This is a genomic window from Amycolatopsis sp. CA-211722, assembly GCF_056828465.1.
Map to the genome: position 1 here is coordinate 3,814,183 of NZ_CP184752.1, position 15,435 is coordinate 3,829,617.

Below are 15,435 nucleotides of genomic sequence, written 5' to 3' on the forward strand. Positions count from 1 at the left end.
GCTCAGGCACCGGTGACGTAGATCCGCGCGACACTCCCGTCCGCCCAGGTCAAGCAGAGCCGATGCCCGGCGAAGTGGTAGACGGCCGTGGCTTCGCCGTTGGCACGGTTCACCCAGCTGTCGTGCGGAACGGCCCCGTGCGCCCGCACGTAGGCATCGACGGCCCCTCTATGCCCGCCGAGGTCGAGCCCGGAGATCAGCCGGTCCGCGCCCGGGCAGACCGTGACATCGACACCGACCTTCGTCACCAGCCCGTCGAGCGCCTCGATGTAGACGCCGTCGGCGCTCGGCTCTTCCGGGACCAGCTCACTCCGCCGGACGGTCGCGCCGGGGAACAGCCGACGCAGTTCCGCGAACGCGGCGGAATCCTCGGGCGCGCCCAGTGCGGCGCACATCGTGACGATGACACCGGTCAGCGGCGTCCCGGGGGCGGGAAGCGGTTCGGCCGCGGGCTCGTCGGTCTTCAGCGGTGCCGGCCGCGGGTCCTGGCCGCCGAAGGCCGCCACCCGGTCCCAGATCCAGTCGGCCATCGAGTCGGCGACGGGCTCGTCGGGCTGTCCCGGCCGGCGTTTCACCAGCCGCCCGAACGCGACGGCGACCAGATGGGTCCCGGCGTCGTCGGTCATCACCTGGTCCCAGACCTCGTTCTCCGGCCAATCGGGGTGCGCCGCCTGGTCAGCCTCGATCTCGGCGTTCATGGCGAGGATCTCCGCCGCCGACATCAGGCGGAACGACTCGGTCCAGCCCCAGGTGGCACCGGAACCGGGCGGCTGGCCGTTGTGCCAGGTGAGCAGATCCCTCGCGACCATGGAGCCGACCTTGTCCTCGTCCTCGGTCAGATCGGCTGCCGTGGCTCCCGGCCGCAGGGTCGCGCGCAGTTCGGCGGGCATCACCGCGTCCAGTGCCGCCAGCGCGGAGGCCAGGTCGATGCCGAGCTTCTGGTCGCGGATCTGCTGCCACGCCATCTCCAGCACGCCGGTGCCTTGGATGTCCGCCAGGCTGATGTCGTCGCCGCGCGCCTTTTCCACGATCCGCAGCATCGTCCGAGCGGTCTCGACCAGGTTCTGCGAGAGGTCGTCGGTCGGGTCCTCACGCAGCAGCCGGAGCCCGAGTCGTTCGGCGTCGTCGAACCGGTACTGCGCCAGGTAGGCGTAGCCGAGCAGCATGGCGACCCAGGAATCCGCCACGTTGGTCCGGATCGCCTCCTCGGCCGCGGGAACGAACCGTTCGGGTGGTGCGCAGCTTCCCAGCAGGTACTCCGCGCGTTTCGCCAGCGCCTTGGGGAGGTCGTCCGGCTTCGTCCGCGCGCACAGCGCGACCGCCTCGTCGAGTTGCCGCCACCCGGCCTCGTGCTGCCCGGAGCAGGCCTGGGCGTGGCCCAGCTGCATCCAGTCGTCCCAGTCCTCGTGGTTCTGGCCCAGCACGGTACGCGCCCACCGCAGCGCCTCGTCGTGGTTGTGCTCCCCCGATTCCAGATGCCGAAGCGCGCGAGCCGCCCAGATGAACTGGTTGTCGCGGCGACCGGCCACCCGGAGATAGAGGCGCCGCGCTTCGTCCACGTCGCCGAGGGACTCCCGGTGATAGGCGAGCACCATCAGCGCGCTGCTCCGCTCCGGCTGGGCCGCGAGCACCCGCGCCGCCAGCTCGGCGACCCGGGGATGCGTCGGCTGCGCTTCGAGGAGTTCCCAGGCCAGGTCGAGGTCCCGCTCGACGGTGTCGCTCATCGCATGCCCCGCTTCACCCGGTAGGCCCGGAGCTGGTCGAAGGTGCCGTCGTCGACGCCGTATTCCAGGACCGGCGCCACCTGGTCGAACCACGACGTCGTGGACGGGATGATGCCGCCGACCGCGGCCAGCAACCCGTCGGTGGTGACCGGCACCAGCTCGTTCCTGCTCATCGACTCGACCATCGCCTTCTGCAGCACGGTGGTCGTCAGGTGGCTGAGGTCGGCGCCGGAGAACCCCTCGGTCGCCGCCGCGACGGCCACGACGTCGACGCCGTCGGCGGGTTTGCCCGCCAGCGCGCCCTCGACGATCGCCGCCCTGGCGACCGCGTCGGGTGGCAGCACCAGCACCGTCTTGTCGATCCGGCCCGGACGGCGCAGCGCGGAGTCGATGTCCCACGGCCGGTTCGTCGCGGCCAGGAAGTAGACCCCGTCGTTCGTGCCCGCCATACCGTCGAGCTCCTCCAGGAGCTGGGTGACGAGCATCCGCATCGACTGCGACCCGCCGCCACCGGAGGTGCGCCGTCCACCGAGAGCGTCGAACTCGTCGAAGAAGATCACGCACGGTGTCGCCGCGCGGGCGTGGCGGAACACGCTCTGGATCGCCTTCTCGCTCTCGCCGATCCACTTGCTGAGCAGGTCGGCGAGGGTCACGTGGATGAAGGACGCGCCGAGATCGCCGGCGATCGCCCTGGCGATGAACGTCTTCCCGCAGCCGGGCGGGCCGTACATCAGCAGCGACCCGCCCGGCTTCTGCCCGAACGCGGCCGCCAGTTCGGGGTTGCGCAGCGGAGCGAGGAACGCGGTGTTCAGGTGCTGTTTGACCTCGGCGAGACCCGCGACGTCGGCCAGCGTCACCTTCGGGCGTTCGGCGTCCCACAGCGACGCGGACAGGGCGGCGCCGCTTTCCTGCCGGTCTTCGTCGGCCGGGGCCGGAACCGGATCCGAGGCGCGCAACCGGGTCGCCATCAACCGGGCGCGCAGCAACCGGACCCGCGCCGGATCACCGCCGTGGGCCTCGAACGCGGCCAGTTCGGTGGCGGCGCGTTCCGGCTCCCGCTCCAGCAGGAGCGTGACGAAGTCTTCGCGCAGCGCCAGATTGCCGGGATCGGCCTCCACCTCGCGCGCGATCACCTCGACGAAACCGTCGTCCGGATCTGCCTTGTCGTCTCTGGTCATGCGGTTCTCTCTCGTCTGAGCCATGGCCATGTCCGTCCGGAACAGACAAGCATCCCTTCGCTCGACGGCGCGCCGGGGGGTGTTCCCCTGTCAGGGGTGAATTGGGGGACGGCCCCTGATGTGTGTCCGCCCCGCCGGATGGATCGTGGCGTGGTGACAGCAAGGACAACGGAAACACCCAAGCCCGTACCGGCCGAAACGCTCGACCGCGCGATGTTCTTCGGCGGCAACGCGCCGATGGAAGGCGTGCTGAATTCGCTGGCGATGGAGCCTTTCATCACCGGCGCGCAGCCGCATGCGCGAGCCGCCGAGATCACCGAGGTCTCGCCGGAGGCGACGCTGCTGCCCCCGGGAGTCACCGCGGATCTGACGTACGAGCTGGACGGCAGGCATTCGCACCTCGCCTTCGGACCTGAATGGACACTCGTCGCGGTGCGGAGGCGGGCCGGTGCCGCGACCGTGTGCGTGTCCGCCACCTCCGGCGACCTGGCGGACGAGGTGCTCGCGGCCGCTGTCCGGACCGCACGGACGGGGACGCCGGGGGAGTCGGCCGTACCGGTCGGTTTCTGGCACGTGCAGGGCTGCGGTGGGGCCGGGGTGCGCGCTCCCCGGACCATGGATCTGCCGCCGTGGCAGGAGATCCGCGGCAACTACCCGCGGTCGGCGGTGACCGCGCTCGACACGCTCATGACGGTGCGGCCGCAGGACGTCACCGGCAGGCTGGTGCTCCTGCACGGACCCGCGGGCACCGGCAAGACGACCGCCGTGCGCGCGCTCGCGCACGAATGGCGGGATTGGTGCCAAGTGGACAACGTCCTCGACCCCGAGGTCCTGTTCGCCGATCCGGGCTATCTGACGTCGGTGGTGCTCGGTGAGGAGCGGGCGGACAACCGGAAATGGCGGCTGCTCATCCTCGAAGACTGCGACGAACTGGTCGGCGCCGACGCGAAGCGCGATTCCGGGCAGGCTTTGTCCCGCCTGCTCAACCTGACGGACGGACTGCTCGGTCAAGGCCTGGACATCCTCGTCTGCCTGACCACCAACGAGAACGTCGCGCGGTTGCACCCCGCGGTGGTCCGGCCGGGCCGCTGCCTCGCGGAGATCGAGATCCCCCCGCTGCCGCGGGAGGAGGCGGTCGGCTGGCTGGGCACGGGGGCGGGGATCGGTGCGGAAGGCGCCACCCTGGCCGAGCTGTACCGGCTGCGAACCGCGGCCTAGCCAGGGTTCGCCGTTCGCCGGATTCTCGGGGGCCGGGCTGTTAGGGTCCGGGCCATGCGAGTGTGGTGGTGTGGCCTGGTCGTCGGCGCGATGGCGCTGCTCGGCGCTTGCGCCGGGGGCGGGGCTGGGAAGGGGCAGGTGGTGCCCGCGACGACCACGACGACGCCGACGACAGGCCTCGCGCGGACGACGACGCGGCCGCCGCAGCCCCCGGTGACCACCACGACCCGGACGACTCCGGACACGACGCATACGACGACGACCCAGCGCACCACGACCCAGCGCACCACGACCTATCGCAAGACGACGACCGCGAACCGCCCGACGCCCCCGCGCTACACCGCCACCCGGAGACGCTGACGCTTGGCGCCCAGTCTGGTATCCGGATTCGGGCAGCGTTCTGGACGCTTTCGCGCCGGGCTTGGCTGGGTGTTGCGAAAGCCACTTTCGCAACGTTGAAGGTTGCGAAAGTGGCTTTCGCAACGTCGGCCGGGACCGGCAAAGTGGACAGTCGTGTCGCCCGCGACCCCAGTCCCTTATGGACAGTCGCAGCCGGGTACGACCCCGAGAAAACCGAGCCAAGTCGGACGATCCGCCGCGATCGAGGCCGCGGTCTGCGATCCTTGACCGATGTTGGAGAGCGCGAGGCGTGAGCTGGAGCGGATGCGAGCATCCTCCGATGCCTGGCAGGAAGTGCGCTACGAGCGCGCCACGGACGCCGACGGCGAAGACTGCGACGCGAACGCGGTGCGGCGGGCAAAAGTGTTGTGGGCACTGCAATACGACCGCCGGCCCGAAGATCTCCAGCTGGTGCGGTGGCTGGCCGCGCAGGAGGCGTCGTGCCGTCACGAGGCGCCGTTCCAAGGCCTGAGCGAGGAGGCCGAGCTGGCCGGTTTCCTGCTCGCCGGATACCGGCACGTCGAGGACGTGTGGCTGCACTGGGAAATCAAGGTGGCCAACTTCGACACCTGGTGCGGATACGACCAGGAACATCTGTTCGCCGCGGGGGTGCGGGGCACCACCGCCTTCGTCCGCGACAGCGGGCACGCCGACCGTGACGCGGTGCTCGAACGTCTTCTCGACGAGAAGGGCAGGCCCTGCGTCTCCGAGGCGGACCTGGCGAAGTGGTCGGAGCGCAAGCGCTCCCGGTTCCCCGCTGATCCGGCCGCCGAGGACCCGCTCACCTGGGTCATGCGCGCCCAGCTCACCGGCGATCGTGAACTGACCCGCCGGGAGCTGGACCGGTGGGCGGCCGGCCGCGAGAGGGACAAGGAGACCTTGGGCCTGCTCCGCCACTATCTGGCCGGTTTGGGGGCGTTCGCCGAAGCGGCTCGAGCGCAGCGCGAGAGCCTCGCGTTCGCCGGCACCGACTGGGACTCGGCGTCGGCTTGGCAGACCCTGGCCGCGCTGGAACGCCAGGCCGGCGACCACCACGCAGCCTGGGAGGCGCTGCGCGAGTGCCGCCGAGCCCTGGACGGCGTGCCCGGGTGGCCGGAGGTGGGACTGGGCCGGATGTACGTGGAGGAACTGTTCCTGCTCGCCGGTTCCGCGGAGGGTGAGCTCGCCGAGGCGGTGTTCGCCGAGGCGGACCGTCAGGCTCGCGACGTCCCCGGCCTGCCGTTGGTGGTGTTGCGAAGCGCCGCCGAAGCGGCAGGCAAGGTCGGTGACCAGACCAGAGCCGGGCACTACCGGAAGCTCCGGGACGCCGAGCGACAGCGCATCGACACCGCGATGGGTCGAGCCCACCCGTGAACAGTCAGGCGCCGGGTTCCTCCTGAAGGGCCCGCACCTCGACCCTGCTGCGCAGCGCGCGCGAGGCCTGCTTGGCCCATTCGATCGCGACGTCGTCGTTCTCGGCCTCGATGATCCAGAAGCCTCCGAGATACTCCTTGGCCTCCACGAACGGGCCCGGGGTCAGCACCGGGCTGTCACCGGAGTAGTCCACCGTCGTCGCGGTCGACGGCGGCTGCAGACCACCGGCGGTCACGAACGCGCCCGCCTCCTCGATCGCGGTGTTGAACGCACCCACCGCGGCCATGATCTCCTGCAGCTCCGCCGGATCCATGTTCTCCATCGTCGGCTCCTCGGCGGAGTCGTGGGGCAGGCTCAGGAAGTACTTCGTCATGATCGTCTCCTCGTCGTCGGTGATACCGGAAACGCTATGCGGCGCCACCCCGCCCCCGCATCGGTCATCGTGACCGATATCCGGCGGCCGATGACCGGCGGCGGCCACTCAGACGAGGCCGGCCAGCGCCGCGCGACCGGTGACGCCGAGTTTCGGATACGCCTTGTAGAGGTGGTGGCCGACGGTCCGCGGGCTCAGGAAGAGCTGTGCGGCGATCTCCTTGTTCGTGTGACCGGTGGCGGCCAGCCGGACGACCTGCAGTTCCTGCGGCGTCAACAAGGTCAGCGGACCGCTGCGCCGAGGTTCGTCGCCCCGCTCGCCGAAGGCGGCCAGCTCGCCGCGCGCACGCTCGGCCCAGAGCTCCGCGCCGAGGTCCTCGAACGCGGACACCGCCGCCGCGAGATGGGCGCGGGCCTCGGTGCGGCGGCGCTGGCGGCGCAGCCATTCGCCGTAGACCAGCTGGGTCCGGGCACGCTCGTAGGGGCCGCCGTGCCGCTCCTGAAGCCGTAGCGCCCCGGTGTACAGCGCGTCGGCGTCGCCGTCGTCGGCCAGCAGGGCCCGGCACCGCAGGGTGAGCGCGGTGGCGACCGGGCGGTCGACGTGCTCGGCCCAGTGCCGGAGCGTGGCCAGCGGTTCGCGGGCGCGCTCCGGCTCGCCGCAGCGCACCGCGGCCTCGACCAGATCCGGCACCGCCCGCATCAGCAGGTCACGGCTCGCGGGCCCCTGGTGCACCTTCTCGAGCCGGTCGACCGCTTCCTTGAACCGCCTGGCGGAGAGTTCGAGCATGCCGAGACCCCAGTCCGCGATCTCGGCGTTGACCCGGTGCCGGGCACGGGCTCGCGGGAGCACTTCCTCGGCGAGAGCCCGGCAGCGTGGCTCGTCACCTGAGACGGCGTGGAGCCACACCTCCACCGACCGGTGGGCCAGGCGTTCGGTCGTGTTGCCGAGCTCGGCCGCCACGGACGCGCCTTCCGCCACACAGGCGCGGGCGTCCGCGAACTCACCGCGGAACAACCGCGCCACCGCGAGCACGTTCAGGGTGTAGGGGACCCAGCCCAGCGCCCCGGTGGCCCGCACCTGGGCCAGCATGTCCTCGGTACCGGCGGCGACACCGTCGTCGTCCGCGATCATGAGCCCGCCGAACCCGGCCGTGACGCGATGCATCAGGTCGTTCCCGCCGCCGCCCGTGGTGGTGTAGAGCTCGCGCATCGGGCCGACGGCCGCCTCCGGGCGCCCGGCGAAGAGCTCCGCCCACCCGAAAAGCGCCGCGACGACCGGTGCCCAGTGCTCCGGCGGGGTGAACCCGCGCATCAGGTCGACCACTCGCCGCAGCAGGTCGTGCGCCGCTCCGTGCCGGGCGGCGTGCACAGCCTCGAAGAAGTTGAGCGCGGCGCGCTCCGGATCGGTGTCGCGCACCAGCTCCGCGGCCCCGATCGCCAGCTCCGCGTCGGCCCGCGGGGACGTGCGTTCGTACTCCACGGCGCCACGCGTGTAGATGGCGTCGGCCCGGACGCCGGTGTCGGTGGTGAGCGAGAGCGCTTCGGCCGCCAGCCGGGCGGCGCGGTCGGCCTTGCCGGCGTCGAACGCGGCCTGGCTGGCCAGGGCGATACGCCGGGCCTTCAGCTCGCGGTCGGCACTGAGCCGGCCGGCGCGGTCGTAGGCGGCGGACACCGCCATCGCGCCGCCTCGGTGCCAGGCCCGCTCCGCCGCGGCTTCGAGCTCGGCGGCCACGGCCTCGTCGGGCGTGGTGGTGGCCGCGGCGAGGTGCCACGCCCGGCGATCGGCGTCGGCCTCCAGCGCGTCGGCGTACGCGCGATGGACCTCGATCCGCCGGTGCAGCGGCGCGTCCTGGTAGGCGGCCGCCCGGACCAGCGGGTGCCGGAACGTGATCCGGCTGTCGATCCGGAGCAGCCGGTCGTGTTCGGCGGGCGCCAGATCGTCGGCGGCGCCCCCGAGGGCCTCGATGACGTGCATGATCGTCGCGAGCGGCGCCGCCGTGTCCGCCGCCGCGGCCAGCAGCGCGCGTTGGGTGGGTTCGGGGAGCTCGACGATCTGGCGGCGGAACGTCTCCTGCACGCGGCGGGTCACCGGCAGCGGGCGGACCTGCTCGGCCGGGTCGGGCTCGTCGGCGTCGTGTGCCGCGAGCCGCGACGACCCGAGTTCGATGATCGCCAGGGGATTGCCGACGGACTCCGCGAGGACCCGGGCCCGCACCGGTCCGCCCAGTTCCGGCGCGTGGTCGTCCAGCAGCCGGGCGGCGTCGGGCGCGGCGAGACCGGGAAGATCCACGACCTCGATCCCGGCGATTTCGAACGGCGCCGACGTGTCGCGCACCGCGAACAGGATGGCGATCGGGTCGGCCACGAAGCGCCGGGCCGCGAACAGCAGCGCCTCCACGGAACCCTGGTCGAGCCATTGCAGGTCATCGACCACGCACAGCAAAGGGACGTTCTCGGCCAGATCGGCGAGCAGCGACAGGGTGCCGGCGGAGATGAGGAACCGGTTGGCGTCGTCTCCCTCGACCAGGCCGAAAGCGCACCGCAGTGCCGTGGCCTGGGGAGCGGGCAGGGCGTCCAGCCGATCCAGATAGGGGAACAAGAGCTGGTGCAGACCGCCGTACGCCAGCTCGGAGTCGGACTCGACGCCCGCCCCGCGGACCACGCGCATCCCCTCGGCTTCGGCGATCGACACGGCGTGGTCGAGCAGGACCGATTTCCCGATGCCCGCCGCGCCCCGCAGCGACAGCACCCCGCTCCGCGCGTCACGCGCGTTCGTCAGCAGACGTCGGATCCGCGTCAGCTCGACGTCCCTTCCCACCAGCGACATGCGGTCACCCTAGCCGCCGGATCCGGCCTCATGGCTTGAAGACCGCCCGCGAACAGGCCGTGCTCTCGGTCAGCGGGCGATGGAGACGGCGAAGGGGGTGAAACCCTTGCGGCGCAGGACATGCGGAACGACGAGGAGCATGGCTTCGGTCGCCCGGGCGGTGGTGACGTCACCGAGGTCTTCGATCCAGGCGGGTTGCCAGCCGAGGTCGCCGAGCAGTCCCGTGACGGTTTTCTTGGCCTGCTCGTCGTTCCCGGAGAGGTAGGCCGTCGGCGGGGTGCTCAGCGCGCCGGGGTCGGTCATGACCATGAACAGCATGGTGTTGAGGGTTTTGACGACGTGGGTGCCGGGCAGCGCGGCCTGGAGCTGTTCGGCCAGGCTGCCGCCGGGATAGCACAGATCGCCGGGCAAGCCGTCGGCCGCGTCGTGGGTGGCGTTGGAGACGTCGACGAGGATCTTGCCCGCGAGTTCGGCTCGAAGGGTGCCGAGCCGCTCCAGTGTGGTGTCGCCGGGGGTCGCGTTGACGACGATGTCCGCGTCGCGGGCGACGGTCGCGTGGTTCCCGCGACGGCCGAGGGTGACGTGGTGGCCCGCCGCGGCCAGCGCGCGGGCGAGATTGGTGCCGACGCGCCCGGCGCCCAGGATGCCGATGGTGGTCATCTGGTGGTCCTCCTTGCGGGATCGGTCAGAGCGGGGAAAGGACGTCGAGCGCGGTGGCGTGCACACCGGGCGCGGCGGCGAGGAAGTCCGGGCTGGCCGCGTTCCAGGGTTCGCCGTCCAGGTCGGTGACGGTGCCGCCGGCCTCGGCGACCAGCAGCGCGCCGGCGACCAGGCCGGAACGGACGTCGGAGAACTGCCAGAAGGCGTCCATCCGCCCGGCGGCCACGTGGATGAGCTGCAGCGTGGCCGGAACGGACACGCGCACGACGAGGCCGGCGGTGAGCATGGCGGTGACCGATTCGCCGATCCGGCGGAAGGTGTCGGTGGTTTCGCCGGGCCGGGCCTGCCCGGTGCCGATCAGCGCGGCGCCCAGGTCGCTCTTGGCCGACACGGTCAAGGGGCGGCCGTCGAGGTGCGCTCCGCCGCCGGCGGTGGCGGTGTACGTGTCCCCGGTCAGCGGGAGGTGCACGACGGTGAGGATGGGCTGGTTGTCGCGCACCAAGGTGGCGGTGACGGCCCAATCCGGCATGCCGTGAACGTGGTTGATGTTGCCCTCGGCCGGATCGACGACCCACCACTCGCCCGGCGGGAGCGCCCCGCCCGCCAGCTCGTCCTCCGCCCAGTGCGACCCCGGCCTCGCCGCGAGCAGCGGCTCACGCAGGACGGCGAGGATCGCCTCGTCGTTCGAGTGGATCTCGCCGACCACCTCGGCCAGGGTCACGCCACGGGCATGGGTCGTGTAGCGGTCCCGCAAGGTATTTCCCGCGTCCTTCACGATGGCGGTCACCGCGGGCAGCAAGGTCGTCTCGAGGTCGGAAGGCATGGCTGTACTCATGGCGTACTCCTTGGGATTCGGGCCTTTCTCGGCCCCGTGAACCCAAAATTAGAGCCACCGACCATTAACGACAAGTGCATGTTCCGCACTTGTACAGTTACCGCCATGCAACTGGATTTGAATCTGCTCACCGCGCTGGACGCGCTGCTGGAAGAGGGCAGCGTGGCCGGAGCCGCGGCCCGCCTGCACGTGACCGCACCGGCGATGAGCCGCTCGCTGGGGCGTATCCGCAAGGTCACCGGCGACGAGATCCTGGTCCGCACCGGGCGTCACATGACTCCGACCACCCGCGCGGTCGCGATGCGCACCGAGGTCCACGCACTGGTGCAGCAGGCGCACAAGCTGCTGTCCGCTCAGCCGGACCTCGACCTGACGACCCTGGAGCGGGTGTTCACCGTCCGCTGGCACGACGCCCTCACCACCGCCTGCGGAACCGACCTGATCGCCGCCGTGCACCGCCAGGCACCCGGCGTGCGCTTACGGCTCACCGCCGAACCCGGCGACGACACCCCCGAGCTGCGCCGTGGCGAGGTCGATCTCGCCTCCGGGAGCGGCCCGCCGTCACTGCCCGACATCCGCCACCATCTCGTCGGGCACGATCGGCTCGCCTTCGCCGTCCGCCCGGGGCACCCGCTCACGGAACGACCCGTGACCGTCGAGAGGTACGCGGCGGCCGACCATCTCACCGTTTCGCGGCGCGGCCGCCTGCGCGACCGGATCGACGACGCCCTCGCCGATCTCGGCCACGAGCGCCGCGTGATCGCCTCCGCCCCCACCACGGCCACCGCGCTGCACCTCGCCCGCGACACCGACCTCGTGGTCACCCTGCCCGACGCGGTCACCCGCGCCACCCGGCATCAACTCGGCCTGACCACGCTGCCGCTACCGCTCAAGGTGCCCGACGTACCGCTGCATCTGCTGTGGCACCAACGGCATCACAGCGATCCGGCCCACCGCTGGCTGCGCGCGACAGCGACCGGAATCCTCGAAGCCCTGCTCACCGCTGAGCGATAGCGGCCTCAGGACTCATCGTCCTCAGAGGACAGCAAGCCGGCCTTTTCGGCTCGGGCCACCACCTTCTTGACGAACTCGATCGAACCGCAGTCCTGGTCGAGCAGCGCGTTGCGGCGCGATGCCCACGCCGTGCCCAAATCCTGGCGGACCTTCTCGCTCACTTCGGTGCGCGCCGGGTTGAGAATCGTCTGCTCTTCTTCGCCGATGTGATGCATCAGCGCCTCGGACAGCTTCTCGACCGCGTCATCGAACTTCTGGGTGTCGGTCCCTTTGCACTCCAGCAGGTCCAACAGCGCCTGGTTGCCTTCGGCGTGCTCTTCCTCGCCGTGTTCCTTCTCGTGCTCGTCGATGGCGTCCTTGCGCCGCAGGGCGGGATAGACATCCTGTTCTTCGGCCTCGCCGTGCGCGATCAGCGCCGCCGACAAGGCGGCCCGGGCACCTTCGCGGTCCGCGGTCGCGTCCCGCAGATCACGGAGAAGCTGTTCGAACAGGCGGTGATCGTCCAGGATGAGATCGACGACGTCACCGGCGACAGGACGGGGGATCGTCACGGCAGTCATGGTTCGAGAATCCCTGTGCGGCGGCCGTCCGGCAACTCGAAGCACGGTCGCGCGCCGACCGTCGCGTGGTTCAGCCGGCGCCGTTTCCTTGTGGCGCGAGGTTTCCGTGCCAGCGGAAGGGGTCGTCCTCCAAGGCGGAGCGATCCCAGTTCCCGCGGTTCGCAGCGGCCTGGTAGGTGCTGTGGAGGAATTCGGCGACGGCACGGTCGGGGTCGGGTGCGGACCGGGCGGCCTCGTAGGGCAGCAGGAACTGCTTGAACTCGGTGCTGAAGTACGCGCCTTCGGGGCCGACCGGCTGATCGGCGAAACCCTCGGGCTCGGGGTAGGCGTAGGAGTAGAAGGCGCCTTCCTCGCCGCCGCCGGGCCAGAACCCGCAGCTGGAGAGTTCGCGGGAGTAGCCCTCGACCATGACCCAGTCGCCACAGTTGGGCGCTCCTCCGGGGTGTGGCGGCGCCGTCCGCCCGGAGAAGCGGGTGCAGGCGAGATCCATGGCTCCCCAGAAGAAGTGCACGGGACTGACCTTGCCGACGAAATGCGACCGGAACTCGCCGATCACCCGGTTCGCCTGCAGCAGCTGTCGCCAGAACAGAGTGGCCGCCTCGCCGTCGTAGGAGGCGTGGGTGTGGTCCTCGGCGAAGGGGATCGCCGGCTCGACCTCGTTGGGGTGCGGCCGGATCGTCGCCTCGATCCCGAGGTGGTCGAGCAGGTCCATGATCCGGGTGTAGAACTCGGCGACCGGCATCGGCCGGAGCGGGAAGCCCCGCGTGCCGCCGTCGCTGCTGCGGACTTCGAGCCGGTGGCCGACGAAATCGAACTCGATCTCGAAAGCGCCGGTGCGATAGGGGATGGCCGATGTCGTCAAGCCGCGCGGGCTGACGTACAGCGTCACCTGCCACCAATGGTTGAGCAGGGGAGCGTGGGCCATGCGGAGCTTGCCCACGATCTGGGTCCACATGTGCAGTGTCTCGCGGGTGGGGGTCCAGTCCGCTACCCGGAGGCTCGGCCAGTTCTTCGTCGCGGGGGTGGTCATCGGTGTCACTTCCTTGTCTCTCGCGGTCCGGCCTGGCTAAGCGGTGGGTGCGGGTGTGTTGAGCAGCTGCGTCTCCCAGGCGAAGGCGACCCCGGTACCGCCTTGGTCTTGTGCGGCGACCTCCGCGAGCGCCGGGATCGTCGCTTCGCGAGCCCAGTCACGCTGCAGCTCGGCCTGCACGGCGACCCAGGTCATCGGCACCACGCCCGCCTGGACCATGCGCCGGACGGCCATGTCGTGTGCTTCGGCCGAGACCCCGCCGGAGGCATCGGTCACGACGTCCCTGGATCAGGTTGCCGCCGCGCTCTTCCATGACCGTGGTCAGGATCGTGGGGATGCCGAACGCCTTCACGGTTTTCGCGAGCCCGACGACGTTGTTGACGACCATCGTCGGCTCGTGACTGTTGAGACCGGCGAACTGGAACGGCTGGTGGTCGATCAGCAGGAGGACGCTTTCCTCCGGGGTCAGCAAGGCATCGAGCCCGGTTTTCTTGGCGCTCATGGCGGATCTCCTTCTTTCGTGGAGCGGCGGGCCGGAGCGACGTTCACCTTTTTTGTTGACGCGTCTACAACTACGCGACTTTTGTAGACGCGTCAACATTGTTGGTAGGCTCCGCGGATGGTGCACGCAGGGATCGAGAAAGGGCGGCCGGCGCCCTTGACCGCCCATGGATGAGGCGCGCTGGCTCGACGAGCGGGAGGCGCGCGCGTGGCGCGGGATGATCGGCGTGCTGCCTCGGCTGACCGCGGTGCTGGAGCGTCAGCTGGTCCAGGACGCGGGACTGTCCGCCGCGGACTACACGCTGTTGGTGCCCCTGTCGGAGGCTCCGGACGAGGTGCTGCGGGCGCGTGACCTCGGCCGGATGGTCGGCTGGGCACGCAGCCGGATCTCCCACCAGGTCATCCGGATGGAGAAGCGCGGCCTCGTCGTCCGCGAGGAGTGCGACGAGGACGCGCGCGGGTCGATGGTGCGGCTCACCGACGCGGGCCGGACGGCCATCGTCGCCGCCGCCCCCGCGCACGTCGCCGCTGTCCGGCGATACTTCATCGGCGCGCTCACCGACGCGGAGCTCGACGTCATCGGACCCGCGCTCGAACGAGTCCTCGACCGGCTCCCCGACGACGACGGCTGAGTCAGGCTCGTTCGATCATCCGGTCGCGAACACTGCCGAGTTCGTCGCTGGTGACGCCGGCGCCGAGCAGGTACCGCTCGGCGTCGAATCCGTCGAGGGTCGCGATGACGGCCTCTTCGGCCGTGGTGCCCCGATCCTCGAGAGCGGCCTGGATGAACGGTCCTTGGTCGGCGGTTCCCATGGCTGCGAACAAGGCTTTGAGGGCTTCGGCGGACATGACGTAGTCCGCGGCGATCGCCCGGGGTTCGACATCGGCCAGCGCGAGCAACAGAAGAGCGACGAGCCCGGTCCGGTCTCGGCCGGCGCCGCAGTGGAACAGGACACCACCGGGATGTGTGCGGGCGATCGCCTTGATGACGGCTGCGCAACGCTCGGCTTTGTGCTGGAGAAAGACGGGATAATAGAGCGGGGAGCCGTTGAGCCGCTCACGGTTGACGTGCTGCCAGAACCCGATGTCGTCGATGTCGTCGAGCGGGACTTCGATCCGGTCGACGCCGGCCGGGGTAGCGGGACCTTCCGAGGTGGCGGCGAATTGTGCCGAGCCCGCCTCGGCCGTGAGCGGCGTTTCCGCAGGCCGGATCTCGTCCGCGTTGCGGAGGTCGATCACCGTACGGACACCGCACTCGCGCGCTTGGGCCCAACCCGTCTCCGTGACGAAACGAAGGTCCGCCGCCCTGAAGAACGCGCCATGGCTCGTCGTATCACCGGATTTGGTGGGTAATCCGCCGAGGTCCCTGGTGTTGAAGAAGCCCTCCCAGGCCACCGCTCTGCTCGTGCTCATCGTCCGCTCCCTCGTCGATCGAGCCGGGGCTTTGTCTGCCAATCATCGAGGCAGCGGTATCGCTTGTCGCTTGGCGAGATGAGCACCTGGCCTTGATCTGCCACTCGCTCATGCCGTCGTTCTCGTGGCTGGCGAGGAACAGGCCTCGGACGAGGTCGTTGTCCGAGCTGGCCGAGTAGCCGATCGACCGCTTCTTGCCGGATATCGCCGTCGTAGAACACGTAGCAGGTCCAGGTTCGCGCGGCAGGCTCCAGCCACGTGCTAGGGGTACGCCGATTCGTAAGCAAACCGAAAAAAACCGCCCTACCTCGGCAAGTCTGCCAAGTGGGCGGTGTTTCGTGTTGTGGAGGT

Annotated in this window: 16 protein-coding genes; 6 read left to right on the forward strand and 10 right to left on the reverse strand. The window is 70.5% G+C overall.

Going from position 1 to position 15,435, the window contains the following annotated elements:
* Nucleotides 1-2: 2 nt before the first annotated feature.
* Both ACOCEP_RS18695 and ACOCEP_RS18700 read right to left on the reverse strand, forming a co-directional pair.
* A complete protein-coding gene (locus tag ACOCEP_RS18695; RefSeq protein WP_482338801.1) occupies nt 3-1,724 on the reverse strand; it encodes a tetratricopeptide repeat protein in 1,722 nt (573 codons plus the stop codon).
* Nucleotides 1,721-2,902: an ATP-binding protein gene (locus ACOCEP_RS18700; protein ID WP_482338803.1), complete on the reverse strand. Its 1,182-nt coding sequence runs from the start codon at nt 2,900-2,902 to the stop codon at nt 1,721-1,723. Before ACOCEP_RS18700 ends, ACOCEP_RS18695 begins: the two co-directional genes overlap by 4 nt.
* A 153-nt stretch (nt 2,903-3,055) precedes the next feature.
* Between ACOCEP_RS18700 and ACOCEP_RS18705 the strand changes: the two genes are divergently transcribed.
* From ACOCEP_RS18705 to ACOCEP_RS18715, 3 genes are all read left to right on the forward strand, one after another.
* The gene (locus tag ACOCEP_RS18705) at nt 3,056-4,120 is read left to right on the forward strand and encodes a DUF5925 domain-containing protein (RefSeq protein WP_482338804.1); all 1,065 of its coding nucleotides are present in this window, start codon (nt 3,056-3,058) and stop codon (nt 4,118-4,120) included.
* 54 nt (nt 4,121-4,174) lie between these two features.
* Nucleotides 4,175-4,480: a hypothetical protein gene (locus ACOCEP_RS18710; protein ID WP_482338806.1), complete on the forward strand. Its 306-nt coding sequence runs from the start codon at nt 4,175-4,177 to the stop codon at nt 4,478-4,480.
* A 270-nt stretch (nt 4,481-4,750) separates the two neighbouring features.
* On the forward strand, nt 4,751-5,872 hold the full coding sequence (locus ACOCEP_RS18715) for a hypothetical protein (RefSeq protein WP_482338808.1): 1,122 nt from the start codon (nt 4,751-4,753) through the stop codon (nt 5,870-5,872).
* A gap of 4 nt (nt 5,873-5,876) precedes the next feature.
* On the opposite strand, the gene ACOCEP_RS18720 is transcribed toward ACOCEP_RS18715, so the two are convergent.
* From ACOCEP_RS18720 to ACOCEP_RS18735, 4 genes are all read right to left on the reverse strand, one after another.
* Nucleotides 5,877-6,245 carry a YciI family protein gene (locus ACOCEP_RS18720; protein WP_482331845.1) on the reverse strand — a complete coding sequence of 123 codons (369 nt, stop codon included), beginning with the start codon at nt 6,243-6,245 and terminating at the stop codon, nt 5,877-5,879.
* 108 nt (nt 6,246-6,353) lie between these two features.
* Nucleotides 6,354-9,071 carry an ATP-binding protein gene (locus ACOCEP_RS18725; RefSeq protein WP_482338810.1) on the reverse strand — a complete coding sequence of 906 codons (2,718 nt, stop codon included), beginning with the start codon at nt 9,069-9,071 and terminating at the stop codon, nt 6,354-6,356.
* A 69-nt stretch (nt 9,072-9,140) separates the two neighbouring features.
* A complete protein-coding gene (locus tag ACOCEP_RS18730) occupies nt 9,141-9,731 on the reverse strand; it encodes an NADPH-dependent F420 reductase (protein ID WP_482338811.1) in 591 nt (196 codons plus the stop codon).
* A gap of 25 nt (nt 9,732-9,756) precedes the next feature.
* Nucleotides 9,757-10,566 carry an inositol monophosphatase family protein gene (locus tag ACOCEP_RS18735; protein WP_482338813.1) on the reverse strand — a complete coding sequence of 270 codons (810 nt, stop codon included), beginning with the start codon at nt 10,564-10,566 and terminating at the stop codon, nt 9,757-9,759.
* 105 nt (nt 10,567-10,671) lie between these two features.
* On the opposite strand from ACOCEP_RS18735, the gene ACOCEP_RS18740 reads away from it, so the two are divergent.
* Nucleotides 10,672-11,580, forward strand: coding sequence for a LysR family transcriptional regulator (locus ACOCEP_RS18740; protein ID WP_482338814.1), 909 nt, complete (start codon nt 10,672-10,674; stop codon nt 11,578-11,580).
* 5 nt (nt 11,581-11,585) lie between these two features.
* On the opposite strand, the gene ACOCEP_RS18745 is transcribed toward ACOCEP_RS18740, so the two are convergent.
* Genes ACOCEP_RS18745 through ACOCEP_RS18755 form a run of 3 tightly spaced genes read right to left on the reverse strand, consistent with a single transcriptional unit; the run spans nt 11,586 to nt 13,446 of the window.
* A complete protein-coding gene (locus tag ACOCEP_RS18745) occupies nt 11,586-12,185 on the reverse strand; it encodes a hemerythrin domain-containing protein (protein WP_482338816.1) in 600 nt (199 codons plus the stop codon).
* A 25-nt stretch (nt 12,186-12,210) separates the two neighbouring features.
* Nucleotides 12,211-13,170, reverse strand: a complete 960-nt coding sequence (locus tag ACOCEP_RS18750) for a DUF5996 family protein (protein WP_482338818.1) — start codon at nt 13,168-13,170, stop codon at nt 12,211-12,213.
* Nucleotides 13,171-13,206: 36 nt separating this feature from the next.
* Complete coding sequence (locus ACOCEP_RS18755; protein ID WP_482338820.1) at nt 13,207-13,446, reverse strand: hypothetical protein; 240 nt, start codon at nt 13,444-13,446, stop codon at nt 13,207-13,209.
* Nucleotides 13,447-13,567: 121 nt separating this feature from the next.
* Between ACOCEP_RS18755 and ACOCEP_RS18760 the strand changes: the two genes are divergently transcribed.
* Both ACOCEP_RS18760 and ACOCEP_RS18765 read left to right on the forward strand, forming a co-directional pair.
* Nucleotides 13,568-13,759: a hypothetical protein gene (locus ACOCEP_RS18760; RefSeq protein WP_482338822.1), complete on the forward strand. Its 192-nt coding sequence runs from the start codon at nt 13,568-13,570 to the stop codon at nt 13,757-13,759.
* 79 nt (nt 13,760-13,838) lie between these two features.
* Nucleotides 13,839-14,303: a MarR family winged helix-turn-helix transcriptional regulator gene (locus ACOCEP_RS18765; RefSeq protein ID WP_482338824.1), complete on the forward strand. Its 465-nt coding sequence runs from the start codon at nt 13,839-13,841 to the stop codon at nt 14,301-14,303.
* Between the two features lies 1 nt (nt 14,304).
* Here ACOCEP_RS18765 and ACOCEP_RS18770 read toward each other — a convergent pair whose 3' ends face one another.
* Nucleotides 14,305-15,084: a tyrosine-protein phosphatase gene (locus ACOCEP_RS18770; RefSeq protein ID WP_482338825.1), complete on the reverse strand. Its 780-nt coding sequence runs from the start codon at nt 15,082-15,084 to the stop codon at nt 14,305-14,307.
* Nucleotides 15,085-15,435 lie beyond the last annotated feature (351 nt).

Bases quoted from the DNA above. Each gene is read 5' to 3' on its own strand.
- ACOCEP_RS18765 (WP_482338824.1), top strand. From the start codon at position 13,839: ATGGATGAGGCGCGCTGGCTCGACGAGCGGGAGGCGCGCGCGTGGCGC.
- ACOCEP_RS18695 (WP_482338801.1), bottom strand. From the start codon at position 1,724: ATGAGCGACACCGTCGAGCGGGACCTCGACCTGGCCTGGGAACTCCTC.
- ACOCEP_RS18735 (WP_482338813.1), bottom strand. From the start codon at position 10,566: ATGAGTACAGCCATGCCTTCCGACCTCGAGACGACCTTGCTGCCCGCG.
- ACOCEP_RS18725 (WP_482338810.1), bottom strand. From the start codon at position 9,071: ATGTCGCTGGTGGGAAGGGACGTCGAGCTGACGCGGATCCGACGTCTG.
- ACOCEP_RS18750 (WP_482338818.1), bottom strand. From the start codon at position 13,170: ATGACCACCCCCGCGACGAAGAACTGGCCGAGCCTCCGGGTAGCGGAC.
- ACOCEP_RS18715 (WP_482338808.1), top strand. From the start codon at position 4,751: ATGTTGGAGAGCGCGAGGCGTGAGCTGGAGCGGATGCGAGCATCCTCC.
- ACOCEP_RS18720 (WP_482331845.1), bottom strand. From the start codon at position 6,245: ATGACGAAGTACTTCCTGAGCCTGCCCCACGACTCCGCCGAGGAGCCG.
- ACOCEP_RS18740 (WP_482338814.1), top strand. From the start codon at position 10,672: ATGCAACTGGATTTGAATCTGCTCACCGCGCTGGACGCGCTGCTGGAA.
- ACOCEP_RS18700 (WP_482338803.1), bottom strand. From the start codon at position 2,902: ATGACCAGAGACGACAAGGCAGATCCGGACGACGGTTTCGTCGAGGTG.
- ACOCEP_RS18710 (WP_482338806.1), top strand. From the start codon at position 4,175: ATGCGAGTGTGGTGGTGTGGCCTGGTCGTCGGCGCGATGGCGCTGCTC.
- ACOCEP_RS18770 (WP_482338825.1), bottom strand. From the start codon at position 15,084: ATGAGCACGAGCAGAGCGGTGGCCTGGGAGGGCTTCTTCAACACCAGG.
- ACOCEP_RS18730 (WP_482338811.1), bottom strand. From the start codon at position 9,731: ATGACCACCATCGGCATCCTGGGCGCCGGGCGCGTCGGCACCAATCTC.